The organism is Pseudarthrobacter raffinosi, from assembly GCF_023913735.1.
Classification (GTDB): Bacteria; Actinomycetota; Actinomycetes; order Actinomycetales; family Micrococcaceae; genus Arthrobacter; species Arthrobacter raffinosi.
In genome coordinates this window covers 30,490-55,974 of sequence record NZ_JAMXBH010000017.1, presented here as the reverse complement: position 1 = coordinate 55,974, position 25,485 = coordinate 30,490, and the positions used below count along the sequence as shown (strand labels likewise).

Genomic DNA, 25,485 nt, shown 5'->3' with positions numbered 1-25,485 from the left:
GCCCCATCACATCACAGCGGACGGCGGATGGTCCTTAAGTTCGCTGACCGGCGAACGGCTCGGGGCATCCGGTGACCTGCGCCTGTGTGTGGTTCGTTTCAGAAATCGGCCGGTTGCGCTGTCCTTCACCCACGTCACGGAGTCTTGGTGGCAACTTCGGCAGGAGCCGTCTTGGCGTAGACGTCCTTACTGACCTCATATCCGTGCTGGTCGAGCTCAAGTGCTTGTTCATTGACGTCGGCCAGTTGGGCGTCGGAGAGCTGTTCGATTTTTTCGAGGTCCAGGGTTTCCTGTTTCACGCCACCCTCGGCTGTCACCCTTACCAGCCCAGTGCCGGCTGAATAGAACTTACGCTGGTGGCCTACATCCGGTTCCAGCGGATTGTGCTCATCAATCACCAGCACACCTTCGTAGCAGTCGGTGGGGACGCATAGCGCTACGTTGTCCTCGTAGGCACGCGCGCAATCGAGGAAACCCACTGAAGCCGCGTGAGCCTGAACATATTCCGGCGTGCCGGTCCGTGGCTGCGCTTGCATTGCAATGCCGGCTTGGCTCCCCGAAATCCCGTGGATGAAAGTATTGGGCGCCCCAATAAATTTGTCGTTTTCGAACTCCTCGGGATACTCACCGAAGAGCCAAACCGCTCCAGCGTTATCCTGGGCAAAAAAGGCCAGCTCCGATTCAACCAGCGCCCCGTCCTGGTAATCGCGGTCCCACATCACCAGGGTTTTCACACCGTCAATGACCTTGGTCAGGCCGGTTACGGTGTGTGTGACCCTGCGTTCGGTGGTGTCATCTTCAGCGGCGACCGTGCCGGTGGTGGAATACACGGTGCCTGGCTTTAGCGGAAACCACTTGTTGTCGATCGTCGGAGAGCTTTGGAAGGTGGTCTTGTCGAAGTTGACCGCAGACCCTGGCCCGCACAGCTCTGGCGCCTGCGACGTCGCTGTCGGCGACCCTGACGGCGATGCCGGCTCCGAAGTGCCGGTGGAGGTGGGCTGCGCTTGCCCGGCATCCGGCGCCGCGCACGACGCCACCGTCGACATTGCCAGAAGCAGCGTGAAAGCGGAACTAAGGGCTGATAGTCGTTTATTTGGCTGGAACATCATTGTGGCCTTCACTCTCGGAATTTATTGCTTTCAGCAACTGTCACGGGCGCCCCGTTTAGGAGCTCACCGAGGGGCAGCGCTGTCGAAACCGCGCCGGGTCTGGGACCGATCCGAAGACCTCTGTACGGGAGCGCGGAGAGCCGCCGAACACGCGGCCTCGAGCACAAGGTCAGGCCGTGCCGCGCCTTGGCGGGAGCGGGTCGGGACGCCATCACGGAATTTGATCGGAAATGGACACCAGCCTCACCCCTAATGACGGTTTCGACGTCGGAGGTTCCGTGCGTAGCCAAACACGGAGCCCGCGTGTGGTTGAGCCTAGGGCTGGCCTCCGTCAAGTGTCACGAGTAGCCGGTACTTGTTTTTCCGCCCGCCGCGCCGCAAGTACTTGCTCCCAAAAGAGCAGGCCCGCATAACAGCGGTCCGGACCCGCACGAACGGTGTTGCCCGGCACCGCTATTGCGGCGCAGGGCAGCGGTTACGGTAGGAACCCGGTTGCGGTAGGAGCAGGTCAGCGGCAGCCGCAGGCGGCGAGCGCCGTGGCGGCTCGGTCCAGGGCTTCCCGGTTCCCGGCGGCGCCAGGCTTCAGGTCGTTGCCGATGAAGGAGAAGACCAGGAGCCGGCCGTCGGCGTCCACCACGTAGCCGCTGAGGGCGATGACCGAATTCAGGGTCCCGGTCTTGGCCCGCACCAGGCCGGCACCGCGGGCCGTGGAGCCATCGACGTAGCGGGTGTCCAGTGTTCCGGTCAGCCCCGCGACCGGAAATCCATCCAGCGCGGCCCGCAAACGGGTGTCGGTCCCGCTGGTGATGGCACGCACCACTTCCGCGAACTGGCGGGCAGAGACCTGGTTGCCCAGCGCCAGCCCGGACACGTCCGCGAGCCGCATGGTGTCCGTAGGGATGCCCAAATCCGCGAGCTGTGCGCGGACTGCTCCAGTGGCGCCGTCGTTGCTGGCGGGCTCCCCCGCAGCCGCCGAGGCCATTCGGCCCAGGACCTCCGCCAGGTAGTTGTCCGAGGTCTGCAGCATGAGGTCCACCTGCTGGCCAACCGTGGCGGACTGGACCTCGGCAAGCACCGCCGGCTCTTCTGCCGGGGGCGCATCGCCCGAGGGTGCGGTGTAACGTTCGACGCCGGCCGCTACCGTGAGTCCCGCAGCGGCACCCGCCGTCTTGAGCTGCGCCGCAAACGCCTCGGCGGCGGTGATTGCAGAGTCCTGCGGGCGGGGTCCGGTGGTCACGGCCGGGTCAAAGCGCGCCGAGTTCAGCGCAAGCGGGTACAGCGGGGCAACCTCGCCCGCCGCAACGTCCCCGTCCGCCCAGGCGGGGTTCAGCGTTGGGCCGGTGAACAGGGAGTCGTCCACCAGGACCGTCAGCTCGCCGGTTGTTCCGGCGGCTTGGAGCGCGTTCACGGTGGCGGTGGCGAGGGTGGCGAGTCCGGCGCGGCCCATCACCTGGTTGGGCGCAGATTCCCCGGCACCCAGGAGGACGTCGCCACCGCCGGTGAGCACCACCTGATTGGCAGCGGGCCCGGCCAGGACCTTGGTGCTGAAACGGTGGTCCGGCCCGATTGCGCGCAGGGCGGCCACGGCAGTGAGCAGCTTCATATTGGAGGCGGGGATCCGGCTCTCCGAACCTCCGCGGTCAAACAGGACCTGGCCAGTGAGCGCATCCTGGACCAGCCCCGTGAAGCTGCCGTCGCCGTCGGGCTTTAACAATCCGCCCAACTGAGCGGCGACCGCGGAGGGCAGCGGGATGGGCGCCGACTCCGTGAGCGGAGAAAGGCCCATTCTGGCGGAAAGCGCGGTGGGGGCCTGCTGCCAGGCGGGCACTTCGGGTGTCGCCGCAGGACGCGGGCTGACGAAAGCAGGGACAACCAGCCACGCGGCGGGAAGGGCCAGCATAACGATCACGGCCAGGAGCAGCGCGTTGGGCCAGGCACGCAGTCTGCGCTGGACCGTGCGCCTGAACGCCGCCCTTATCCCTGCGGGACGCGATGTTTCCTTCATGCTGGTGCTGGTCCTCAAGTCCTGAAATTTCCCCGCAAGTTCCTGAAACCTGGGCCTCTCGCTATATCCTCAATAGTAGTCGGCGGCACCGACACTCCTTTTTGTTGTTCGTCTCCTGTGCCGCGAACCCCCTGCAATTGCCGAGGAGCATTCCATGAAGCATGACGTGACCATCGAGATCCCCAAGGGATCTCGCGTCAAGTACGAAGTTGACCACGAGACCGGCCGCGTCCGCCTGGACCGCGTCCTCTTCACCTCCATGCAGTACCCCACGCACTACGGTTTCTTCGAGAACACCCTGGGCGAAGACGGCGACCCGCTGGACGCACTGGTGCTCCTGCAGGACTTCGACCTGCACCCCGGCGTCATCGTTGAGTCCCGCCCCATCGGCGTTTTCAACATGACCGACGACGGCGGCGGCGACGCCAAGGTCCTGTGCGTCCCGGTTGACGCCCGTTTTGACCACATCCAGGAAATCAGCGATGTCAGCGAATTCCTGATCAAGGAAATCGAGCACTTCTTCACCCGTTACAAGGACCTGGAGCCGGGCAAGTGGGTCAAGGCCGAGGGCTGGGGCGACCGCGCCGCCGCCGAGGCCGAGCTGGAAGCCTCCATCAAGCGTTACGTGCCGGCAGCGCACTAGTCCGCACGGTCTCAGCAACGCGGGGTCACTTCCCGCCCATTCCACCTCCGGAATTGGGCAGGAAGTGACCCCGCATTGTGGTTTAAGGTGGAGGGTGAGTTCCGAGCCTTCGAATCCCCCGTATTTTGAGCCGCCGTATTTTGAACCGCCGTGCGGGCCCATCACAGGGTGGCGGGACGGTGAGGTGGTTCGCGCAACCGGTATCCCCTACGCCACCGCGGGTCGCTTTCAGCCTCCGGTGACAGCGCCCGACTGGACTGCCGGTTTTGCTGCCACCACCCTCTCGCCCGCCTGCCCGCAGGGCCCCGTTCCGTTCCTGGACGACGTCCTGGGTACCCGGTACGGCGAGCTCCCCGGAAGTGAGGACTGCCAGCGCCTGTCGATCACGGCTCCGGCCGGGCTTGCCGACGGCGAACAGGTCCCCGTCATGGTGTGGCTGCACGGCGGCTCCTACACGTCCGGCTCCGGCGACCTGGCGATCTTTGATGCCCAGTCCCTGGTATCGGAGAACCGGGTCATCGTGGTCTCCGTGACCTACCGCCTGGGCCTGTTCGGATATTTGGCCACCGGCACCGGCCGGCCCGCGAACCTCGGCCTGCTGGACCAGTTGGAAGCGTTCCGGTGGGTGCAGCGCAACATTTCGGCCTTCGGTGGGGATCCGGGGCGGGTCACCGCGTTCGGGCAGTCCGCAGGCGGCGACTCCGTAGCCCACCTCATGGCGACGCCCGAGGCACCGTCCCTGTTCCAGCGGGCCATCATCCAGAGTGCACCGCTGGGGATCACCCGCGGCCGGCACAAGATGAGCCGTGCCATGGGCATCGCCGCCGAAGCCGTCACGGAGGACACCCCGATGCTGGACATTGTGGCCATCGAAGACCACGTGTCACAGGTGGCCCGGAAGTACGGCCTGATGGCGGCCATGCCGTTCGGCACGCAGTACAGCCACGCCCCGCTGCCGCCGGAATCACGCGTCGAGGCCGCCTGGAACGCCACGGCCCCGGGCATCGAAGTGCTGATCGGGCACACGTCCGACGAGGCCCGGCTGTTCCTGCCCCGCAGTCCCGTGGTCAGCCTGCTGGGCAAAGTCCCGGTGCTGGGTGCGGCCGCCGTGAAAGCCATCAACTGGGCGGTGACGGAGGCGGTCTACGGCCGGGCAGCCCGGAAGTTTGCCCGCCGTCACGCCCGCGCGGGAGGCAAGGCCTACAGCTACCTGCTGTCCTGGGGCGCACCGGGAAACTTCTACCGCGCCGCACACACCGTTGACCTGCCGCTGCTCTTCGGAAACCAGCAGACCTGGGCCGCCGCCGGGCTCCTCAAGGGCGCAACCTGGGCTGAGATCGACGCCGTGGGCCGCGAGATGCGCCGGCTGTGGGCTGACTTTGCCCGCGGCGACGGCCTTGAGCAGGCGGGCAGGATTCCCGGCGCGCTGCAGTACCGTGCAGCGCGATGAGGACACTGGGCGTCGATCTAGCAGCGGCGACCAAAAAGACGGCCGTCGCCGTCTTGGAATGGGATGCTGGCACTGCGCGCCTGGAGCACCTCGCCCTCGACGTGCATGACAGGGAAATTGTGGAACTGTTCGGCGCCAGTTCGATGACCGCGATCGACTGCCCAGTTGGCTGGCCGGACGCCTTCTTGCCGTTCCTGACAGGCCACCTGAATTTTGACGCGCATCCAGTCCTGGACCACGACGGCATCGAGGGACGCCGACTGCTGGCCTACCGGGAAACTGACCGCTTCGTCACGGGGCACACCGGGCTGATTCCGCTAAGCGTCTCCGCCGACCGGCTCGCCCACCCGGCCATGCGGTGTGCTGTGATTCAGGCCAAGATCGCCGCTGAGTACGGGCCGCAGGCCAGGGACGGGTCCGGCCGCTTAGCAGAGGTCTACCCTGCAGCGTCCCTCAAAGTCTGGGGTCTCCAGGCCCGTGGCTACAAAGGCCGGGGCACTCCTGAGTCCAAGCGTCTTGGTGTGATTCTGGAGCAGCTGGTCGCGGCGGCGCCATGGCTGGACCTTGCCGGCAACGAGGACCGGCTGACTGCCTCCGACGACCTTTTTGACGCGGTGATCGCCTCTTTGACCGCCCGCGCCGTGGCGGCGACCCAGACTCTCCGTCCACCGGACCTTTATGCTGCCGCAGCTCTAACCGAAGGCTGGATCCACGTTCCGTCCGGCCAGCTGGCCGATCTCTTGGCCTAGCTGCTTTCCTTTTGGGCCATCAGCGTCCAGTTCCGGATCTCCTCCGGGTCCTCGCCGTGCGTGCGGGTGTGTTCGCGGGCCTGGATCCGCCGGTCCTGAAGGTCCTGCCGCAGCAGCGAGTGCTTTTCGGCCAGGCCGGGTACGCGGTCAATGGCGTCGATGGCCAGCTGGAAGCGGTCGATCCCGTTGAGCATGGCCATGTCGAACGGCGTGGTGGTGGTCCCTTCCTCCTTGTAGCCGCGCACGTGCAGGCCGTCCTGGTTGGTGCGGCGGTAGGCCAGCCGGTGGATCAGCGAGGGATAGCCGTGGTAGGCGAAGATGATCGGTTTGTCCGGGGTAAAGATGCCGTCAAAGTCCGACGCCGGAAGGCCGTGCGGGTGCTCACTCACGTCCTGGAGCCGCATCAGGTCAACCACGTTGACCACGCGGACCTTCAGCCCCGGGACGCCCCGCTTCAGCAGTTCGGCCGCGGCCACTGTTTCCACCGTAGGCACATCCCCGGCACAGGCCAGAACAACGTCCGGGTCCTCCCCTGGCACCTCCGAACCCGCGAATTCCCAGATGCCCAGGCCGCGGCGGCAGTGGTTCGCTGCGTCGCCCGGGCCCAGCCAGGTGGGCGACGGCTGCTTGCCGCTGACCACAATGTTCACGTAATCGGTGGATGCCAGGCAGTGCTCCATGACCGAGAGCAGCGTGTTCACGTCCGGCGGCAGGTACACCCGGATGACCTCGGCTTTCTTGTTCACCGCGTGATCGATGAATCCGGGATCCTGATGCGAAAAACCGTTGTGGTCCTGCTGCCACACATGGGACGAGAGCAGGTAGTTCAGCGACGCCACGGGCTGGCGCCACGGGAGCTTGAGGTGGACCTTGAGCCACTTGGCGTGCTGGTTGAACATGGAATCTACAATGTGGATGAAGGCCTCGTAACAGCTGAACACCCCGTGCCGGCCGGACAGGAGGTACCCTTCCAGCCAGCCCTGGCACAGGTGCTCGCTGAGCACCTCCAGAACCCGGCCCGAACGCGCAAGGTGCTCGTCGACGTCGTCAATCCGGTACTGCCAGACCTTGTCCGTCACTTCGTAGACGGCCTGAAGCCGGTTGGATGCCGTCTCATCCGGCCCGAAGAGGCGGAAGTTCTCCATGTTCAGCGAGATAACGTCCCGCATCCACGAGCCCAGGGTGATCATGGGGCTGATCCGTTCGGTTCCCGGCGCCGCGACGTCGACGGCGTGGGCTGCGTAGGCGGGCAGCTTCAGCGGTGTGCGAAGGAGTCCGCCGTTGGCGTGCGGGGTGGCGCTCATCCGGAGGTTTCCGGTGGGCGCATTCGTGGCTACGTCGGGCCTGAGCCTGCCCTCGGCGTCGAACAGCTCCTCCGGACGGTAGGAGTTCAGCCACTCCTCCAGCTGTTTCAGGTGTGCGCCGTTGGTGCGGACTTCCGCCAGCGGGACCTGGTGGCTCCGCCAGGTGCCCTCCACCTGGAGTCCGTCCACTATCCGCGGTCCCGTCCAGCCCTTGGGCGAGCGCAGCACAATCATGGGCCAGTGCGGCGCAGCGGCGCTTCCTGCGGCACCGGCCGCAGTGCCGCCGTCGTCCGCTGTCCCGCCCGCCCCGTCCGCCCCGCCCCGGCGGGAGTCCTGGATGGCGCGGATCCCGGTCAGGCAGGTGTCGACGGCGGCCGCGAAGTCCCGGTGCGCCTGCTCCGTGTCGTTCGGGTCCTCGACGGTCACGAAATACGGTTCGTGGCCGTAACCGCGCAGCAGCTGCTCCAGCTGTTCCTGCGGCATGCGCGCCAGGATAGTGGGGTTGGCGATCTTGTAGCCGTTCAGGTGCAGGATGGGCAGGACGGCACCATCCGCGGCCGGATCCAGGAAGTTGTGCGAGTGCCAGCTCGCCGCGAGCGGCCCCGTTTCGGCCTCACCGTCGCCGATCACGACGGCGGTGATCAGCTGGGGATTGTCGAACACGGACCCGTAGGCGTGGGCCAGCGCGTACCCGAGTTCACCGCCTTCGCTGATGGAACCCGGGGTTTCCGGCGCCGCGTGGCTGGGAATGCCGCCGGGGTAGGAAAACTGGCGGAAGAGTTCGGCCATTCCTGCCTCGTCGGGGCCCACCTGGCCGTAGATTTCCGAGTACGTGCCCTCAAGCCAGGCGTTCGCCACAACAGCAGGACCGCCATGGCCCGGGCCGGCAACGAAGAGCATCTCCTGTTGGTCCCGGCGGATCACACGGTTGAGGTGTGCGTACACAAAGTTCAGCCCGGGAGTGGTGCCCCAGTGGCCCAGGAGCCTGGATTTGGTGTGGTCCGCAGCAAGGGGTTCCCGCAGCAGCGGATTTGAGCGCAGGTAGATCTGCCCCACGGAAAGGTAGTTCGCGGCCCGCCACCAACGGTCCACGAGGTCCAGTGTTTCCTCCCCCAAGTTGTCCTGCCCCATGCTGCCGGCCATGACCATCCTCACGTAGCTGCGCGCCGCCGTCGGCAGCCGAGCCTCCATCGCAACACCTATCGGTACGCGGCACAACCCTGGCCCTAAGGGACTCCTTGCCGACTTGCCCTGGGCCAACTACTAACCGGTAGTCTGTGTTTCACATGTTCACGTTGACCATCAACCAGACCGACAGCCGGCGCGACGGCGACCGCGTCCCTCAGCTGCTGAAGGACCTGCGGCACATACCCGCGCGCCTGGATTTCGACCGGTCTGTGGAGGATGAAGTCCAGGGCATCGTGGACTGCCCGCATCAGGCCGTGGAGGCTGCCCTGATCGCCCTGCGCTGCGGCTCCTGGTACGTGGGGCTCGGCGTCGGGCCGGTCAACGAGCCGCTTCCCAACCAAATCAAGGATGCCTCCGGCCACGGCCTGATCTATGCCCGGCGCGCGGTGGACAGGCTCCGGAACAGCAAGGAACGCATCCCGGTCGCAGTGGAAGGACCGTTGGCAGACGTCGCCCACGAGGCCGAGGCCGTGCTGCGGCTTTTGGGCCATATAGTGCGGGACAGATCCGGGGCTGAATGGCGCGTGCTGGACCTCATGACTCCCGGCGTCCGCGGACAGCAGAAAGCGGTGGCCCAGGAACTCAGCATCACCACCCAGGCCGTCAGCAAAGCAGTGGCCCGGTCCCAATGGAACGAGGAACACGCTGCCCGCCCCGCTGCTGCACGGTTGCTTGCACTCATCCTTGAGGTGCGCTGAACGCAGCTGACTCACGCCGCCGCTACTGCATGGCGCCGATGATCGCCCCCATCGCCGTGAACGTCACGATGTTGTAGCTGGCATTGATGGCGAACAGCATGAGGCTGCGGCGTTCAAAGAGGTAGTTGACGCCCAGGGCAGCCGCAACCCAGGCCGCGCCCGCAGCCAGCCCGGCCAGGGCACCGAATCCGGCACCGCCGTCGCCGATAAACGCCGCGAGCACCACGGCCATCACCGCTGCGAGCAGGAACGATCCCACAAAAACCCGCACGGTCCCGCTCTTCAGCTGCTCAGCCGTGACACCGGCCTCGCGCTGCCATACCTTAGCGAAGAGCACCGAGTACCAGAGCCCTCCCACGATGAAGCTCGCTAGGGCGGAACGAGGGCGTCCACGAGGCCCTCAACGAGCCGTCCCACATCGGGGAGATCTACCCTGACGGCATCCACGGTGCCATCGCGGCCGGGCTGCGCTCCTACTACCCAGACGCCGAGATCACGACGGCGGTCCTGGCCACCGACGATGAGCACGGCCTCGACGAGGACATCCTCGCCGACACCGACGTCCTGCTGTGGTGGGGCCACATGGCCCACGCCGAGGTGAGCGAGGCCGTCGTCGAACGCGTCCACCGCCACGTCCTGGGCGGGATGGGGCTCATCGTGCTCCACTCGGGGCACTTCGCCAAGGTATTCACCCGCCTGCTGGGCACCAGCTGCTCCCTGGCGTGGCGGAACGACGGCGAACGCGAGCTGGTGTGGACCGTCAAGCCGTCGCATCCCATCGCCGAGGGTGTAGACAGTCCCATCGTCATCCCCGAGCAGGAGATGTACGGCGAGCTGTTCGACATCCCGGACCCCGACCACCTGATCTTCATCAGCTCCTTCGCCGGCGGCGAGGTATTCCGGTCCGGTGTCACGTTCACCCGCGGCAAGGGCCGAATCTTCTACTTCAGCCCCGGCGACCAGGAATACCCGGTTTACCATCACCCGCAGATCCAGCGGGTCCTCGCAAACGGCGTGCGCTGGGCGGCCCAGCCTGAGCTGCACCGATCCGTACCGGCCCTTCCCGGGGCTGGTTCGAGGGGGCTTAGCGTTTGGCAAGCACCCACGAGTTTTGTCCAGATAATGCCCGTTTGGAGGCGTTTGGCGGCATTATCTGGACAAAAACTCCAGGCAAGTCGGCAGAAGCAGCTCTACGACAGGAGGCTGCGCAGCACGTGCGCGGCGCCGTCGTCGAGCACCGAAAGCGTGACCTCATCCGCGGCGGCGATAACTTCCTCCGGGGCCTGGCCCATGGCGACTCCGCGCCCGGCCCAGCCCAGCATTTCGATGTCGTTCCGGCCGTCGCCAATGGCCACGGTCCGGTGGGGTTCAGCCCCCAACTGGCCGCGGAGCCGTTCGAGCGCGCTGGCCTTGGTGACGCCGGCTGCGGCGATATCCAGCCACGCCGTCCAGCCGACCGAGTAGGTAACGCCGGCCAGTCCGATCTCCTGGATGGTTGCGGTGAACTCTTCCGGGGTGTTTTCGGTGCTGAACACCACCAGGCGGACGGCGGTGGCTTCGAGCAGAGTCTGGAAGTCGACGCCGATGGCCTCGACGCCGAAGCTGGCGTCTTGGAAGCGTTCCGTGGACAGGAAGTTGCCGTCCTCGTCCTCCAGCGCGTACTTGGCCGTGGGCAGCTTCTGGCGTAACGCCCTCAGCGCCGGGGCCGGATCGAAGGTGGCCTTGTGGATGATTTCATATCCGTCGGTCAGGTCCGGATCCAGCCGGAGCGTCACGCCGCCGTTGCAGCAGACGGCGTAGCCGCGGTCGATGCCGATCTGCTCGATGATGGGCAGCGTGGCGTTCAGGGAACGGCCGGTGGCGATGAGGACGTCGTGCCCTGCAGCCACCACGGCCTGGGCGGCCTCACGGACAGGCACTGACATGTGGCCGTCGTGGTCCACCAGGGTTCCGTCCACGTCCAGGGCAACCATGAACTTGGCGGTGCTGTTTTCGCTTGCGATCCGCTGGTCATCGATGCCAGCGACTGTGGTTTCAGTCAATGTAGTCATACATCCAGTAGACCAGAGACCCCCTAAAACCGGCTAGGACGCAGGCCACAGCGCGCATGAACACCCGGTTAATACTCACAGGGTTATCCCCAGTGTGAGTGTTAACCTTGGGCACGCTGTCCGCCTCCCGGCCAGCCGTAGATTCCCCGCCGGGTCCTGGAGGTACTCGAATTGGCTGACGAGGCTTCGGAATCCGTAGGCGAGTCCCGGAGCAGAGCACTCATCCACATCTTGGGGCTCCCGGCTCCGGTCCTGCAGCATTCCTTTTATGACCATGAAGGTTTCATTGCACGGACGGACTTCTTCTGGCCTGAATGCGGCGTCGTTGGGGAGTTCGACGGCGACGCCAAGTACCTCGACGACGACCTCCTGGACGGCCGCAGCACACGGGAAACCGTCCTGGCCGAGAAGAAGCGTGAAGATCGGCTCCGGGCGCTTGGCTACAAGGTCGTCCGCTGGGACTGGAAAGCCGTAACCGACCCGGAGTTATTGCGGCGGAAACTTGAACGCGCCGGAGTAACACGCAAGAATCCCCGCCGCGTGGCCTAATCCCCCTCGCGTTACAAGGGGAATCGACCACGCGGCGGGGAATTGTCAGCGAGGCAGCCGGAGCCTAAAGGACCGGGAAGACTTCCATGCCGCCGAGGTACTTCTGCAGTGCGGCCGGGACGTTGACCGAGCCATCGGCGTTCTGGTGGTGCTCCAGGATGGCCACGATCCAGCGGGTGGTGGCCAGCGTGCCGTTGAGGGTGGCTACGGCACGGGTGCCCTTGGCAACGCCTTCGTCGTTGACCACACGCTCGCGGATGTTCAGGCGGCGGGCCTGGAACGTGGTGCAGTTCGAGGTGGAGGTCAGCTCACGGTAGGCGCCCTGCGTCGGAACCCAGGCTTCGCAGTCGAACTTGCGGGCCGCGGACATGCCGAGGTCGCCGGCGGCGGTGTCAATGACGCGGTACGGGAGCTCGCACTTGGCCAGCATCTCCTCTTCCCAGGCCAGGAGCCGTTCGTGTTCGGCTGCGGCCTTCTCCACCGTGGTGTAAACGAACATCTCCACCTTGTTGAACTGGTGGACACGGATGATGCCGCGGGTGTCCTTGCCGTGCGAGCCAGCCTCACGGCGGTAGCAGGAGCTCTGCCCGGCGAACCGGATCGGGCCGGTCGTCAGGTCCAGGATCTCGTCCGCGTGGTAGCCGGCCAAGGCAACCTCGGAGGTGCCCACCAGGTAAAGGTCGTCCTCGGCGAGACGGTAGATCTCGGCGTCGTGCTTTACATCAAAGCCTGTGCCCTGCATGGTTTCGGGGCGCACCAAGGTTGGGGTGATCATGGGAACGAAGCCGGCCTCGATGGCCTGGTACATGGCCATCTGCAGCAACGCCATCTCCAGGCGTGCACCCACGCCGCGCAGGAAGTAGAAGCGTGAGCCCGAAACTTTCGCGCCGCGCTCCATGTCGATGGCGCCGATCAGCTCACCGATTTCCAGGTGGTCCTTCGGCTCGAAATCGGGGAACTCGCGGGGCGTTCCAACGGTTTTGACCACCACGTAGTCGTCCTCGCCGCCCTCGGGGACGCCGCCCTCAATAAGGTTCGGGATACTGCGCAGCAGTTCGTCCTGCTTGGCCTGGGCAGCGTCTGCTTCGGCCGATGCGGCCTTCACAGTGTTGGCCAGTTCCTTGACCTCGGCGAGCAGGGCTTTCTTCTCATCGCCCTTGGCCTGCGCCACCTGCTTGCCGAAGACGTTCTGCTCGGCGCGGAGGTTTTCAAACCGGATCAGGGCGGCACGCCTGGCGGAGTCTGCGGCCATGATCGCGTCCACCACTGATTCGTCTGCGCCGCGGGCGCGCTGGCTGGCACGGAACTTATCCGGGTTTTCGCTGAGGTCTTTTACGTCGATCACCAGACAAGAGTATCGAATCCGGCGGAACCAACACTGCCGGGCCGGACGGGGGGGAATCGCGGCGCCGCGGCCGGGATACTGTTGAAGCACCATGAACGACTGGCTTCTCTACGTCCTGAGCGCGGCGGCGCTGGCTTTCGCCGTCTCCAGCTGGTGGGGCGTCCGGAAGCTCAAGGCCCTGCACGTCCGCAGCGCGGTCCATGAAGAAGCGCACGAAACGGGCCTCACCCAGCAACGCGTGGTCGTCATCCTCAACCCCGTCAAGGCACGTGCCCCCGAAGCGAAGGAAGCCATCCGGCGCGCCTGCCTGACAGCCGGCTGGGACGAACCCCTCTTCCTGGAGACGACCGCCGAGGACCCGGGATACTCCCAGGCCCGGTCGGCCCTGAACTACAAGGCCGACGTCGTTCTGGTGGGCGGTGGCGACGGTACTGTGCGGGTGGTGGCAGAGTCCCTCGCACACACGGATGTGGCCATGGGCCTGATTCCGCTGGGGACGGGAAACCTCCTGGCGCGAAACGTGGATCTGGATGTCAACGACCTTCACGCCAACGTGCAGACAGCGCTTTTCGGCCACCAACGCTACATCGATACCGCGCGGATGGGCATCGAGAATTCCCGCACGGGACACTCGTCTGAGCACGCATTCCTGGTTATCGCCGGGATCGGCATGGACGCCGAAATACTCGCTGATACCAATGCCGGCCTCAAGAAAGCCGTGGGTTGGCTTGCTTATACCGAGGCCGGAATGCGTCACATGCCCGGGCGGCGACGGAAGGTATCAGTCGCGCTGGATGACAAGCCGGAGCAGGTCCGGAACATCCGCAGCGTCCTCTTTGCCAACTGTGGGCTGGTCCCGGGCGGGATCGATTTCATCCCGGAAGCCATGATCGATGACGGCATGCTGGACGTGGTGGTCATGAGCCCCCGCAGCGCCATCGGCTGGCTGGCCATGTACGCGAAAATCCTCTTTAAACACAAGGGCAACCTGCCCATCATGACGATGTACCGGGCCGGCCGAATCGTCATCAAGTGCCCGGAGCCCATGCCGACACAGATCGACGGCGACACGTCCGGGTTGGCCACCAAGCTCACCGTCCGGGTGGAGCCGCGCTCGCTCCTGATAAGGGTCAAGGGCCAACCAGCCTGAGCCGGTCCCGTCTCAGGCGGTTGCCTTCTTGGCAGCTCCAGCCTCTGCAGCAGCTTTCGCGGCACGTGCCTCGGACTGCTCACGGATCATGGCCTGCTCCTCTTCGAAGCGCAGGCGGTCGGCGCGGTCAGCGTCATCCCCGTCCCAGTCCTGGTTGTCCGCTGTGGGCTTCGGATTAACGATCATGCCCTGGCCGTCGTTGTCTGTGCTGCTGGTACTCATGACCTGTTCCCTTCATTAGGGGCCATCCCCCAAGTGGATCAAGCAAGCATACGCACAGTAACTATCACAGGGAAGTACCTTGGCCTACGCTGTGGGCGAAGCCTCGGGCGGCGTCAAGCTCCGTTCATTCCCCCTGCAGAATCCGCCCGACCCATTCATGCGCCGCCCGGAATGCCTCGTCAGATGTGTGTTGCGCGACGCTGGAGCTTTGGGCGTCCGCCCGTCCATAGGAGCCAAGGAAGCGGGTGGCCGGGCTGATGCGGTGAAGGCCAGCCAAGGCGTCGGCCACACGGGCGTCCGCGATGTGCCCATCGGCGTCAATGCTGAAAAAGTAGTGTCCCAGATACTGACCCGTCGGCCGGGATTCGATCCGGCTGAGGTTCACGCCCCTCGTGGCGAACTGGTCCAGGATTTCCATCAGCGCACCCGGGCGGTCTTCCGGAAGCGGGACTACGACGGTGGTCTTATCCGCACCGGTCCGTTCAGGTAATGCGCCCGGCCTGCTCACCAGGATGAACCGCGTCACCGCACCCGGGTTGTCGCCGATGTTTTCCGCCAGGACGGTCAGCCCCGGCTGCTCCTGGGCCACAATGGGCGCACAGATCGCGGCGTCGTAGTGGGCGTCGCCGCCCAGGAGCCCCATGGCGGCCGCCGCGGTGGAGGAACCGGCAACATATTCTGCACCTGGAATATTCGCATCCACCCAGAGACGGCACTGTGCCCAGGCATGGCCGTGAGTGGAAATGCGGCGGATATCATCAATGCCCACTCCGGGTCGGGCCACCAGGACAAAGCTGATGGGGACCAGGACTTCGCGGATGATGCGGAGTTCCTGCCCGCCGGCGATGGCGTCCAGGGTGGCCGTGACCCCGCCTTCCACCGAGTTCTCAATGGGGACCATCGCTGCGTCCGCAGAGCCATCGCGGACCATGTCCAGCGCAGCGTTGACGTTGGAGGCCGGGATGCGATAGGCCTCTCCGGCATCCGGAACCTGCATCAATGCCGCCTCGGTAAAGGTGCCCTGAGGCCCGAGGAAAGTGTACGTAACAGGTGTCGCGGGCATGGATTCCTCTGTGGTGACGGGACGCAGGTTCGGGCTGAACTAAAGAATGAGCGGCTTGAGGCCGTTGTCGGACACGAGTGGCTTGCCGGACTCGAGCCACTGGTCCATTCCGCCGGCCACGTTGATGGCTGTATAGCCCTGTCCGGTGAGCCATTGCGCGGCGCGGAAGGACCGTCCGCCAGTGCGGCAGATGACATAGACGTCCTGGTCCGGGTCCAGTTCGTCAAGCCGCGCCGGAAGCTGGTCCAGGGGAATGTGCACAGCGTCCTCAGCGTGTCCGGCTACCCATTCGTAGTCTTCGCGGACATCCAGGATCACGGCGTCGGCTGGGACGTCGTTGACGGGCACGGTATCAAAATCGCTCATGGGAGTCCTCTTTCGGAGAATCACGGGTCTCCTTCCAGCCTAGCGCCAGCCGATCGTCCCGCTCCCGAAACCAGGGACAAGTTACGCTGTTGAAGACCCGTAGGAGGATCCTTGCCCGCTGAGCAGCCCACCATTTTGGCCACGTCTGGAGGCTACAGGCAAGGTGCTCGAACACGCTTGGAGTTTGACCGCCTGCTGCACTACGCCGTGGAGCTTTCCGGAGCCAGCGGACGCCCGCCGCGGGTCACCCACGTGGGTACGGCCGCCGGGGATCAGCGCGGGTTCAATGCGGAAATGGATGAGGCCGCGCGGCTGGCGGGCTTCGACTTCAGCCACCTCAACCTCTTCACCATGCCAAACCACGCAGACCCGGAGGCGCATCTGCTGGAGCAGGACGTGGTGTGGGTGAACGGCGGCTCCGTGGTGAACCTGCTTGCCGTCTGGCGTGCCCACGGGCTGGACGGCATCCTCCACCGCGTGTGGCAGCACGGAGTTGTGCTGGCGGGGGTTTCGGCCGGATCAATCTGCTGGTACCAGGGCGGCACCACTGATTCGTTTGGGCCGGAGCTGCGTGCAGTGCCCAATGGCTTGGCCTTCCTCCCGTACGCCAATGGCGTCCATTACGACTCAGAGGAAAGGCGGCGCCCGCTGGTGCACCGGCTCGTGGCTGACGGAATGCTGGGTGAAACGCACTGCACGGACGACGGCGTGGGGCTGGTCTACCACGGCACGGAACTTGTGGAAGCGGTTGCCGAGGTACGGGGCAAGGGCGCTTACATCGTCACCGCGGAAGCCGGTGGAGCGGATGGAACCACCGCTTCCGAGAGGCGCCTGGAGCCTCGCTTCCTTGGCTGACATCCACAAACTGCCGGCTGTTCGGCTCCGGGATGCGCTCCGCGCGGGAGAGCTTTCAGCGCGGGAAGCCACAGCCCATTTCCTGGCCCGGATCGCAGAGCAGAACCCGTTGCTGGGCGCCTTTGTCACGGTCACGGCGGATCAGGCGATGACCGACGCAGCCGCCGCCGATGCCCGGTTCGTCCAGTTCCGAAAAGACTCCGGGCACGACTCTGCGCGGGACTCCGGAGGCAGCGCGGGCGCCCTGCCACTTCTGCACGGCATGCCGGTGGCATTCAAGGACCTGACCGACGTCGCCGGCGTGGTGACCACCCATGGAAGCGCTGCACTTGACCACAAACCGGCGCCCGCCGATGGCGCACTCGCCAAAGTCCTCAAGGCCGCTGGCGTGGTCTCACTGGGCAAGACGCAGGTTCCGGAGTTTGGACTGACGGCGTACAGCGAAAACCGCATCGCACCGCCGTCGCGCAATCCCCATGCCCCGAGCCGGAGTTCCGGCGGCTCCTCCGGGGGCAGCGCTGCCGCGGTGGCCGCGGGCCTGCTTCCGTTCGCGCCAGGGACCGACGGCGGCGGTTCCGTCCGCATCCCGGCCGCCGCCTGCGGCCTCGTGGGACTCAAACCCGGCCGCGGCGTGGTGCCGTCGGGCGAGAGTTCAGGCGACCCCGCCCGCCTGGTCGTAGCGGGGCCCCTGGCCCGCAGCGCAGCCGACTCGGCCCTGCTGATGGATGCTCTGGCGCCGTCCCCTGACAGCAGTTATCTCGACGCCGTGGCGCACGAACCCCGCCCGCTGCGCATAGGCCTGACCCTGGAAAGCCCCTGGTTTGCCACCTTTCCGTTCACGCCCGAACCCGAAGCCCTGGCCGCGCTGCAGGCGGGCACCGAAATGCTGGAGCATGCCGGGCACGCCGTCAGCGAAGCCGCCATCCGCTACGACAACCGCTACCCGGACGCCTTCACCACCGCGTGGACCGCCGCCGTCGGAACCGCCCGGATCAGTCCGCACCGCGAAGCGCTTCTGGCCCCGCTGACCCGTACGTTCAGGCGCCGGGCCCAGCAGCGCAGCGCCGCAAAACTCAATGAATCGCTGGCGTTCCTGCGGCAATTCGAACGCGACACGATCACGCAGTACGGCGGCTGGGACCTGATGCTGATGCCGGCCCTGGCGCAGACGCCGCGCCCCGTGGGCTGGTTTACCGGCGCCACGCACGGCGACGAACCGTGGCCGGCAGCAGAATGGCCCGGGGACGCCGACGGCGACTACCGCCGGCAGTGCGAATTCGCCCCGTGGTCCTCCATGGTGAATGTCTGCGGCCTGCCTGCCATCACCATTCCCGTGCACTGGACCGGCGGGCAACCAGCGCATGGCCTGCCGATGGGGATCCAGCTTGTAGGACCGGCGGGATCGGAACTGCTCCTGCTCCAGGTGGCGGCCCAGCTCGGCTTCTGATGCCAGTTTGAACGGCTCCGGGTGTCGACTCCGGGGCCGATCCGGAGGACGATTAAGGGGCAGTCACTATGAGGAGGTCTGTGATGTGCTATTCATCGATGGAGGATTTCGGGTGGCGTAACAAGAGAGAAGCCGACCGGAAACCCGAAGCGCACCAGGAAACACCGCCGGACCGGCCGGAGCCGCATTACACGGCCCAGGACTTCACCTTCCGGGCCTTCCCGCGTCGCCGGCGGACCCATGAAGCCCAGGAACCGGCCCCTGAGCGCAGGCGCGAGAAAGTCTGATTTTGCGAGTCAGGCCCACCTGAAGAAAGGCCCCCTGACGGGGGCCTTTCCGCTGCCCGGACGTGGGCGCCTACCCGCCGAGCTCCCGGAACTTCCTGGACCGTGCCGCCAACAGTTCAGAAACCGGAACACCAGCCAGGGTCCCCAGCTCGTATTCGATGGCCCGGGCCATCCGGGCGCAGAACTCCCTGGGCTCCAGTGACGCGTCGTCCCGTTCATCCACGATGTGGTCCACCAGGCCGTTGGCGTAGAGCGCGCCTACATTGACGCCTTGGGCGTCGGCCATCTGCGGCGCAAAATCCGTGGTGCGGTGCACAATCGCGCTGGCCCCCTCGGGCGGCAGCGGCGACAGCCAGCTGTGCTGGGCGGCGATGGTCCGGTCCGCCGGGAGCAGCGCCAGCGCGCCGCCGCCGGCGCCCTGCCCCAGCAGCACCGAGACCGACGGCGACTCCAGCCCGATCAGTTCGTGGAGGGACCGTGCGATCTCGCCGGCCAGACCGCCTTCTTCCGCTTCCTGCGACAAGGCCGCACCTGCGGTGTCGATGACGGTCAGCAACGGCAGACGGAGTTCCTCGGCAAGCTTCATCCCCCGCCGCGCCTCCCGCAGGGAACCGGGACCCATTCCGGCTGCGTCCTTGCGCAGGGGGCGGGCATGGCCCAGGACGATGCAGGACTGTCCGCCGAACCGGGCCAGGGCCAGCAGGAGGCCAGGGTCCTTTTCGCCCTGGCCTGTTCCGTTCAGGGGAAGGGCGTCATCGGCGCCGTACCGGAGGAGCTGGCGCAGGTCCGGGCGGCGCGGCTGCCTGGAAATGCCGATGGACGTCCACGCGTCCACGGCCACCGGCCGCACGGCGAGGGTTGCCGGTCGGTGAACGGGCCCGGCAGTGGGACTCGTCGTGGGCTTCGCCGCGAGGATGTCCAGTGCCCGCCCGATAATCTCCGCAAGCTCTGACGGTTCCACGACGGCGTCGATCAGGCCCTTGCTGAACAGATTCTCCGCCACCTGCACACCGTCCGGAAAGGCCTCCCCGTGCAGGGCTTCGTAGACGCGCGGGCCCAGGAAGCCCAGCAGCGCCCCCGGTTCGGCCACGTTGATGTGGCCCAGCGAGCCCCAAGAGGCCATCACTCCCCCGGTGGTGGGATGCCGCAGGTAGACCAGATACGGCAGCCCGGCCTGGCGGTGGGCACGCACGGCCCCGGTGATCTTTACCATGGACAGGAACGCCAGGGTCCCCTCCTGCATACGCGTTCCGCCTGAAGCGGGGCCTGCCAGCAAGGGGAGCCCTTCGGCGGTAGCCCGCTCCACGGCGGCGACGATCCGCTGGGCTGCCGCATGGCCGATCGATCCGGCCAGGAAGGAGAATTCGCTGACGATGACCGCCACCCGGTGTCCCCGGATCCGGCCGGATCCGGTGATGACTGATTCGTCCGTTCCGCTCCGTTCCCGCGCCTTTGCGAGGTCGCGGGCGTAGTCCACGTTCGCGTCCGGCTGCCGGACAGGCATGTCCCAGGAGACGAACGTGCCCGGATCAACAACGGCCGCCAGCAGCCCGGCCGCGTCCAGGTGCCTGACCTTTTCCGTCGTCAGCACCTTAGTTCACCCCCGCAACGGCCGCAGACATGCCCAGCCACTCGCGGATTTTCTGTCCGTCCCCGTTCAGAAGGGGCGGCGCATCGTGTTCGGTCGGGGTGGTCTCTGCTGCGTCGCCGCGTGAGAAAAACCTCAGCGGGGGCCCGGGCAGGCTGACCTTCCCAAGCACCGGATGCTCCACATCAACCACCAGCCCCTGCGATGCCACCTGCTCCCAGGCGTACACCTCGTCCAGCGAGCGCACCTTCCCGGCCGGGATCCCGGCGTCGTTCAGTTTTTCGAGCAGCTCGGCGGCACCATACGCGGCAAAAACGCGTTCGACGGCGGCAATCACCGCCGTGCGGTTTCGCACCCTCTCCGCGTTACTGGCGAAGCCCGTCGCTGCCGGATCGAGGCCAAAGGCCGCGGCGAACGAGGACCACAGCTTTTCGCTGCCGACGCTGATCTGGACGGACCCGTTACGGCACGCGAACAGGCCGTAGGGGGCGATGGACGGGTGGTGGTTGCCCTGGGCCTGGGGTACTTCGCCGGCGACGGTGGTGCGTGTCCCCTGGAAGGCGTGGACGCCGATGAGCGACGCCAGCAGTGAGGTGCGGACGATCTGCCCGGCGTCGGTCCTGTCCCGCTCCACCAGCGCTGCGAGGACGCCGAAGGCCCCGTTCATTCCGGACAGGAGGTCGGCGATGGGCACACCCACGCGCTGGGGGTCCTCCGGCCCGGAGCCGGTGAGCGACATCAGCCCGGCCTCGCCCTGAAGGATCTGGTCATAGCCGCTGCGCTGGGACTCCGGGCCGTCGTGCCCGAACCCGGTGATGGAGAGGATCACCAGCCGCGGATTGAGGTCATGCATCGCGGCGGTGGAGAAACCGAGCCGGTCCATCACGCCGGGGCGGAAGTTTTCAATGACGACGTCGGCACGTTCCAGCAGCCCGCGCAGCACCTCCTGCCCGTCAGTGCCTTTCAGGTCCAGGCTGATGGACTCCTTGTTCCGGTTGCAGGACATGAAATAGGTGGACTGCAGATCGTCCTCGGGCCCGACGAACGGCGGGCCCCAGCCGCGGGTGTCGTCACCGGATCCGGGGTTCTCCACCTTGATGACGCGGGCACCGAGATCGGCCAGCATCATGCCGGCGTGCGGTCCTGCGAGCGCCCGGCTCAGGTCCACCACGAGGTGCCCTGACAGTGGGCCGCTCCTGTGGTCTTCGTCTGTTCTGCTCATTGCTGGATTCCTTCGGGGTGAGGTTGGTGCACAATTGCCGGCAAAGCGGCCCGTGCTGGGCGGGATCGGGGCGGGCACTTAGAGCCAGCCCGGAACCACCAGGGCCAGCCACGCGAGGAGCGGTCCGGCCACGATGACGATCCCGCTGTAGCCGAGGATCTGCTTGTAGAAGCTGTCCTTGTCCACGCCTTCCGGGGCATTGGCCAGGACCAGTGCCCCGTTGGTGGAGAACGGGGAAACGTCCACGATGGTGGCGGCGACCGCGAGCGCACAGATCACGCCGACGGCGCCGATCTCACCGGTGGAGAGGAACGGCACGGCCAGCGGGATGAGGGCGGCGAGGATGGCCGTGGAGGATGCGAACGCGGACACAACGGCGCCGATGTAGCAGATGAGGAGGGCCGCCAGCAGCGGCATGCCCATGGCGGCCACGCCGTTGGAAACAAACTGGATGGTTCCGGCCTCCTCCAGGACTCCGACAAACGTGAGCATGCCGCAGATCAGGAGCACCGTTGACCAGCTGATCTTGTTGATCGCGCCCTTCTGGGCCTTCGGCGAGACCAGTGCCAGCACGATGGCGATGGTGATGGATACAAAGCCGACGTCGACTTTGAAGCCCAGGGCAATGACGGCCAGTGCGATCAGGCCGGCGATGGTCACCAGCTGGGGGATCCGCTCCGACCGCTCCTTGGTGGCTGCGACGCCGTCGCCTGCATGGTCGCGGGGGCCGTACATGCCGGAGCCGAAGCCCTTGAACGGAACATCTGATCCTGCCTTGGCGCCGACACTCACGGCCATGCGGGCTTCGGCAGCCTGCTCTACGAAATGGCTCACCCGGGAGGACAGGAGGGCCCGGCCGCCCAGGACAATGAACAGCACGAGTGCGATGACGAGGTTGAACACCAGGCTGCTCAGGAAGAGCGCGGTGGGGCTGAAATCCAGGTTTGTCTTGGCGAGGATGCCGTTGACTGTGACGCCGTAGACGGCAATCGGGGAGAATCCGCCGGCCTGGGCGCCGTGGATAACCATCATGCCCATCAGCAGCGGGCTGATCTTGTACTTACCGGCGAAGCTGAGGGCAATCGGGGCAATGATGGCGACGGCGGCGGGAGACAGTGCGCCAACGGACGTAATGAGCGCGGTGACGGCAAACATAACCCACGGAATCAGGGCCACCCGGTTGCCCACCATCCTGACGGCCCCGCGGACCAGGAGGTCGATGGTGCCGTTGTTCTGCGCAATGGCGAAAAGGTAGGTGACCCCGACGATGGTCAGGAACAGGCCGCCGGGAAAGTTAGCCAGGATCTCGTTAGTGGACATGCCCAACACCACGCTGCCCAGCAGGAATGAACCGACAAACGCAAGGGCACCCATGTTCAGGGGCAGGACGGTGGCGAGCAGGAACATTGCGGCCAGGATGATGATCGATAAGACAGGAGCGGACATCGTTGGTCCTCCTAGGAAGGAAAAATGTGACGTGAGTAACTGACTCACTGGACTAGCCTCCTAGACACTAGGTCTATCTGTCAATACGCCTGCCGTGTATTCTTGGGGAAACCGACGACATAGTGAGGCCCATGTGGAGAAGACGGCACGGCTTGGCCTGGAGCGCGTATCGCGGCCACGGCTGTACGAGCAGCTGGTGGAGCAGATCCTGGCCTATATCGAGTCCGCCCAGCTGGTGCCGGGCGATCTGCTGCCGGCCGAACGCGACCTGGCCGATCGGCTGGGGGTTTCGCGGGCGACGCTGGCCCAGGCGCTGGTGGCGCTCGAAGTGCTGGGAGTGATCGATGTGCAGCACGGTACCGGCGCCGTCCTGGCCCGGCGGTCCAGCGTGGCGTCAGTGATCAAGGGCCTGCGTGAACACCAGAGCCGGCTGCCGGAAATCGTGGAGGCGCGCAGCACCCTTGAGGTGAAACTGGCCGCACTGGCCGCGGAACGGCGCACGGAGGAGGACCTGGCGGCCATCGACGCGGCCTTGGAGGTCATGGCCGCCGAAATCGGAGGGGGCGAGCGCGGCGCGCACGGCGACGAGCTGTTCCATCAGGCGGTCACCGGCGCCGCCCACTCAGCGGTACTGGCCCAGCTGATGGCGGTCATCGCCGAAATGATCCTGGAAACGCGGATAGAGTCGTTGGGACAGCCGGGGCGGCCCGAACAGTCGCTGGCCTCGCACCGGACCATTGCAGACGCCATCCGCGCGCAGGACCCCACTGGTGCAGCCGCAGCCATGTTGGCCCACATTGAGCTGGTCTCGGACGTGGAGCTGCTCCGCTGATCCGTCAGGACGCCGGCGGCCGGCCGGGTGCGTTACCTCCCCAGGCTGGCTCAGTATGAGTACCCGGACGAGCGGTACATGGCCAGTCCGATGATGACGAACAACCAGAACGCCCCGTAACCCAGCAGGCAAAGGTAGCCCAGGACCAGCCCGGTGATGGACATGCCCTTGCCAGAGGGTTCCCGGCGGAGGGCCAGATGGCCGGTGATGATCGCGGCGATCTGCGGAATCATGAACCAGCCAAGGATGACCGAGGAAATCCCGAGGACCATGCTGGCGATGCTCAGGCCCTTTGGCTGCTGGGCGGGCATGCCGTAGTAGGCGGGCTGCCCGTACGCCGGCTGGCCGTAAGGGCTTGCGGGCTGGCCATAAGGGCTGGCACCCTGGCCGTAAGGGCTTGCGGGCTGGCCATACGTCGCGCCGTACGGATCGCCAGGCTGGCTGTAGGCACCGGGTTGGTTGTACTGGCCTGACTGGCTGTACTGGTCCTGGCCAAACTGATTCTGGCCGTACGGGTTCTGGTCATACGGCGGCGGCGCCGGAATGCTTGGGCCCTGCGGCGGCACAAACTGCGGCGGCTCGTAGCCTGCCGGCGAATCGCCGGGTCCCGCACCGGACCCTTGCGAATCAGGGCGCGGAGTTGGCTGGTCAGTCATGATTTTCCCCATTCGAAGTCTCCGCTTCCCAGCCTACCGCCGCCTGCATCACGGGCCTACAGCCGCCCTCATCCAGTGCTACCGCCCCCAATACGGCAGCACGTAGACAGCAAAAACCACAAAGGCAGCCAGGAACATCAACCGGGTCATTCCATTGGCCGCGTCGTGCTGCGCCTTCGACTTCCTGGCGCGTCCCGAGCCGCCGCTGCCGGCCCCACTACGCGCCCCACGGCGGGTGCCATAGGCGGGGTGCCGGGGCCCGCTCCGGCCCCCTGTCTGCCCGGACCGCGGCGGCCCAGCCACCGGCGGCCCTCCACCCTTCGGCTCTACGGTCGGTGACTTAGCCGGCTCTACGGTCGGTGACTTAACTGTCAGCGGCTTCACGGTCAGCGGCTTCACCGCAGAACTTTCCGCCGCAGATTCCTGCGTGAGCTGCTCGCCGAGGTGCGCATACAGGCCCACCACCGTCTGCTGGTCCAGCACCGGGGGCAGCGCCAGCACGGCAGCAACAACGCGGTCTGCCCCTGCCACGGCGACGTCTGAATTGGTGATGCCGAAAAGGTCCGGCTGCCCGGTGAGGCAGATCAACGGGCGGACGAACCGCCGGTAGGGCGGCGCCAGCACGGACGCGACGGCGGCGCACTGCGCCAATGCCCCGTCAACCGACTGCGTCCTGGCAAATCGGCCCTGCCACAGGACACCGGCGGCGACACTGACCTCGCCGGTCCAGTTCTTGGCATCGACCACCACCACCCCGCCGGGACCAACCAGCACATGGTCAAGGATGGCTTTGGGCCGCCCGGGCCAGTGGACGTCGTTCAGCAGGTACCAGCCGTGCGGAATGAGCAGGCTCAACCTGTCCGCCACGAGCCGTTCGCCCACAGCACCGGCGTCCCGCGACTTCGTGGCCCGTTCGGCCTGATCGAGTTGGCGTTTCAGCCGCTGCACCCGTTCTGCAGCAAGCCTCGACTGCTCGGCCGCGCCTTCTCCTGCCCCCATGACCTACCCCCTGGCTCCCGCTTGCCAACTCGCTGCAGTGTGCGACTTACTGCAGTGCCAGACACTTACTGCAGAGCCCGACGGCGGCGCTCCCCGCCGTCGGGCATTCCTTCCTGAGTTTTTCCGAACGTAGCAGCGCCGCGGGGAGCCGGTATATAGGTACTTTTGGGCCCAGTACTCGCTTTAACTACTTGCTGCCAAGCCTCCGGCGGGGACTTTTCCGCGTCATAGGGACCGGATTATGGACTGCGCGTTTTGACT

Annotated in this window: 23 protein-coding genes and 1 pseudogene; 10 read left to right on the top strand and 14 right to left on the bottom strand. The window is 66.1% G+C overall.

Annotated features, from left to right (window positions below; genetic code table 11):
* Positions 1–134: 134 nt before the first annotated feature.
* Both NG698_RS15785 and dacB read right to left on the bottom strand, forming a co-directional pair.
* Positions 135–1,121, bottom strand: coding sequence for a hypothetical protein (locus NG698_RS15785; protein ID WP_252601785.1), 987 nt, complete (start codon positions 1,119–1,121; stop codon positions 135–137).
* A gap of 496 nt (positions 1,122–1,617) precedes the next feature.
* The gene (gene dacB / locus NG698_RS15780; protein ID WP_374210046.1) at positions 1,618–3,114 is read right to left on the bottom strand and encodes a D-alanyl-D-alanine carboxypeptidase/D-alanyl-D-alanine endopeptidase; all 1,497 of its coding nucleotides are present in this window, start codon (positions 3,112–3,114) and stop codon (positions 1,618–1,620) included.
* A 154-nt stretch (positions 3,115–3,268) separates the two neighbouring features.
* On the opposite strand from dacB, the gene NG698_RS15775 reads away from it, so the two are divergent.
* From NG698_RS15775 to NG698_RS15765, 3 genes are all read left to right on the top strand, one after another.
* The gene (locus NG698_RS15775) at positions 3,269–3,757 is read left to right on the top strand and encodes an inorganic diphosphatase (protein WP_056347687.1); all 489 of its coding nucleotides are present in this window, start codon (positions 3,269–3,271) and stop codon (positions 3,755–3,757) included.
* 160 nt (positions 3,758–3,917) lie between these two features.
* Positions 3,918–5,207, top strand: a complete 1,290-nt coding sequence (locus tag NG698_RS15770; RefSeq protein WP_252610965.1) for a carboxylesterase family protein — start codon at positions 3,918–3,920, stop codon at positions 5,205–5,207.
* Positions 5,204–5,956, top strand: a complete 753-nt coding sequence (locus NG698_RS15765; protein WP_252601789.1) for a DUF429 domain-containing protein — start codon at positions 5,204–5,206, stop codon at positions 5,954–5,956. Before NG698_RS15770 ends, NG698_RS15765 begins: the two co-directional genes overlap by 4 nt.
* Here NG698_RS15765 and NG698_RS15760 read toward each other — a convergent pair.
* Positions 5,953–8,403, bottom strand: coding sequence for a phosphoketolase family protein (locus tag NG698_RS15760; protein WP_252601832.1), 2,451 nt, complete (start codon positions 8,401–8,403; stop codon positions 5,953–5,955). The two genes, NG698_RS15765 and NG698_RS15760, sit on opposite strands and share 4 nt — an antisense overlap.
* Before the next feature lie 143 nt (positions 8,404–8,546).
* Between NG698_RS15760 and NG698_RS15755 the strand changes: the two genes are divergently transcribed.
* Entirely contained in the window at positions 8,547–9,146 is a 600-nt protein-coding gene (locus NG698_RS15755) for a hypothetical protein (RefSeq protein WP_252601791.1), read from the top strand.
* Between the two features lie 22 nt (positions 9,147–9,168).
* On the opposite strand, the gene NG698_RS15750 is transcribed toward NG698_RS15755, so the two are convergent.
* Positions 9,169–9,504 carry a DUF1761 domain-containing protein gene (locus tag NG698_RS15750; RefSeq protein WP_252601793.1) on the bottom strand — a complete coding sequence of 112 codons (336 nt, stop codon included), beginning with the start codon at positions 9,502–9,504 and terminating at the stop codon, positions 9,169–9,171.
* Between the two features lie 59 nt (positions 9,505–9,563).
* Between NG698_RS15750 and NG698_RS15745 the strand changes: the two are divergent.
* Positions 9,564–10,112 (top strand): annotated as a pseudogene (locus NG698_RS15745) (ThuA domain-containing protein); the annotation flags it as partial.
* Between the two features lie 224 nt (positions 10,113–10,336).
* On the opposite strand, the gene NG698_RS15740 reads toward NG698_RS15745, so the two are convergent.
* Positions 10,337–11,197, bottom strand: coding sequence for an HAD family hydrolase (locus NG698_RS15740; RefSeq protein ID WP_252610908.1), 861 nt, complete (start codon positions 11,195–11,197; stop codon positions 10,337–10,339).
* A 171-nt stretch (positions 11,198–11,368) separates the two neighbouring features.
* On the opposite strand from NG698_RS15740, the gene NG698_RS15735 reads away from it, so the two are divergent.
* The gene (locus NG698_RS15735; protein ID WP_252601799.1) at positions 11,369–11,746 is read left to right on the top strand and encodes a hypothetical protein; all 378 of its coding nucleotides are present in this window, start codon (positions 11,369–11,371) and stop codon (positions 11,744–11,746) included.
* 64 nt (positions 11,747–11,810) lie between these two features.
* Here NG698_RS15735 and serS read toward each other — a convergent pair whose 3' ends face one another.
* Complete coding sequence (gene serS / locus NG698_RS15730; RefSeq protein ID WP_252610906.1) at positions 11,811–13,091, bottom strand: serine--tRNA ligase; 1,281 nt, start codon at positions 13,089–13,091, stop codon at positions 11,811–11,813.
* Between the two features lie 91 nt (positions 13,092–13,182).
* Here serS and NG698_RS15725 point away from each other — a divergent pair, with 91 nt between their 5' ends.
* Entirely contained in the window at positions 13,183–14,241 is a 1,059-nt protein-coding gene (locus NG698_RS15725) for a diacylglycerol/lipid kinase family protein (protein WP_252610905.1), read from the top strand.
* Between the two features lie 12 nt (positions 14,242–14,253).
* Here NG698_RS15725 and NG698_RS15720 read toward each other — a convergent pair whose 3' ends face one another.
* The 3 genes from NG698_RS15720 to NG698_RS15710 form a co-directional block, all read right to left on the bottom strand.
* Complete coding sequence (locus NG698_RS15720) at positions 14,254–14,463, bottom strand: hypothetical protein (protein ID WP_056347667.1); 210 nt, start codon at positions 14,461–14,463, stop codon at positions 14,254–14,256.
* A 124-nt stretch (positions 14,464–14,587) separates the two neighbouring features.
* Positions 14,588–15,526: a prephenate dehydratase gene (gene pheA / locus NG698_RS15715; protein WP_252601805.1), complete on the bottom strand. Its 939-nt coding sequence runs from the start codon at positions 15,524–15,526 to the stop codon at positions 14,588–14,590.
* A 39-nt stretch (positions 15,527–15,565) separates the two neighbouring features.
* The gene (locus NG698_RS15710) at positions 15,566–15,892 is read right to left on the bottom strand and encodes a rhodanese-like domain-containing protein (RefSeq protein ID WP_056347663.1); all 327 of its coding nucleotides are present in this window, start codon (positions 15,890–15,892) and stop codon (positions 15,566–15,568) included.
* A 111-nt stretch (positions 15,893–16,003) separates the two neighbouring features.
* On the opposite strand from NG698_RS15710, the gene NG698_RS15705 reads away from it, so the two are divergent.
* Complete coding sequence (locus NG698_RS15705) at positions 16,004–16,747, top strand: Type 1 glutamine amidotransferase-like domain-containing protein (protein WP_252610904.1); 744 nt, start codon at positions 16,004–16,006, stop codon at positions 16,745–16,747.
* Positions 16,740–18,194, top strand: coding sequence for an amidase (locus NG698_RS15700; RefSeq protein ID WP_252610903.1), 1,455 nt, complete (start codon positions 16,740–16,742; stop codon positions 18,192–18,194). Before NG698_RS15705 ends, NG698_RS15700 begins: the two co-directional genes overlap by 8 nt.
* A gap of 357 nt (positions 18,195–18,551) precedes the next feature.
* Here the strand turns inward: NG698_RS15700 and NG698_RS15695 are convergent, their stop codons facing one another.
* From NG698_RS15695 to NG698_RS15685, 3 genes are all read right to left on the bottom strand, one after another.
* On the bottom strand, positions 18,552–20,072 hold the full coding sequence (locus NG698_RS15695; RefSeq protein ID WP_252610902.1) for a carboxyl transferase domain-containing protein: 1,521 nt from the start codon (positions 20,070–20,072) through the stop codon (positions 18,552–18,554).
* A 1-nt stretch (position 20,073) separates the two neighbouring features.
* Entirely contained in the window at positions 20,074–21,291 is a 1,218-nt protein-coding gene (locus NG698_RS15690; protein ID WP_252610901.1) for a CaiB/BaiF CoA transferase family protein, read from the bottom strand.
* A gap of 78 nt (positions 21,292–21,369) precedes the next feature.
* Positions 21,370–22,737, bottom strand: a complete 1,368-nt coding sequence (locus NG698_RS15685) for an SLC13 family permease (protein WP_252610900.1) — start codon at positions 22,735–22,737, stop codon at positions 21,370–21,372.
* A gap of 133 nt (positions 22,738–22,870) precedes the next feature.
* Here NG698_RS15685 and NG698_RS15680 point away from each other — a divergent pair, with 133 nt between their 5' ends.
* Positions 22,871–23,569, top strand: coding sequence for a FadR/GntR family transcriptional regulator (locus tag NG698_RS15680; RefSeq protein WP_252601821.1), 699 nt, complete (start codon positions 22,871–22,873; stop codon positions 23,567–23,569).
* A 50-nt stretch (positions 23,570–23,619) separates the two neighbouring features.
* Here the strand turns inward: NG698_RS15680 and NG698_RS15675 are convergent, their stop codons facing one another.
* Positions 23,620–24,225 (bottom strand): DUF4190 domain-containing protein, encoded by a 606-nt coding sequence (locus tag NG698_RS15675; RefSeq protein ID WP_252610899.1) that lies wholly within the window; start codon positions 24,223–24,225, stop codon positions 23,620–23,622.
* A 78-nt stretch (positions 24,226–24,303) separates the two neighbouring features.
* Entirely contained in the window at positions 24,304–25,224 is a 921-nt protein-coding gene (locus tag NG698_RS15670) for a nuclease-related domain-containing protein (RefSeq protein WP_252610898.1), read from the bottom strand.
* Between the last annotated feature and the right edge of the window lie 261 nt (positions 25,225–25,485).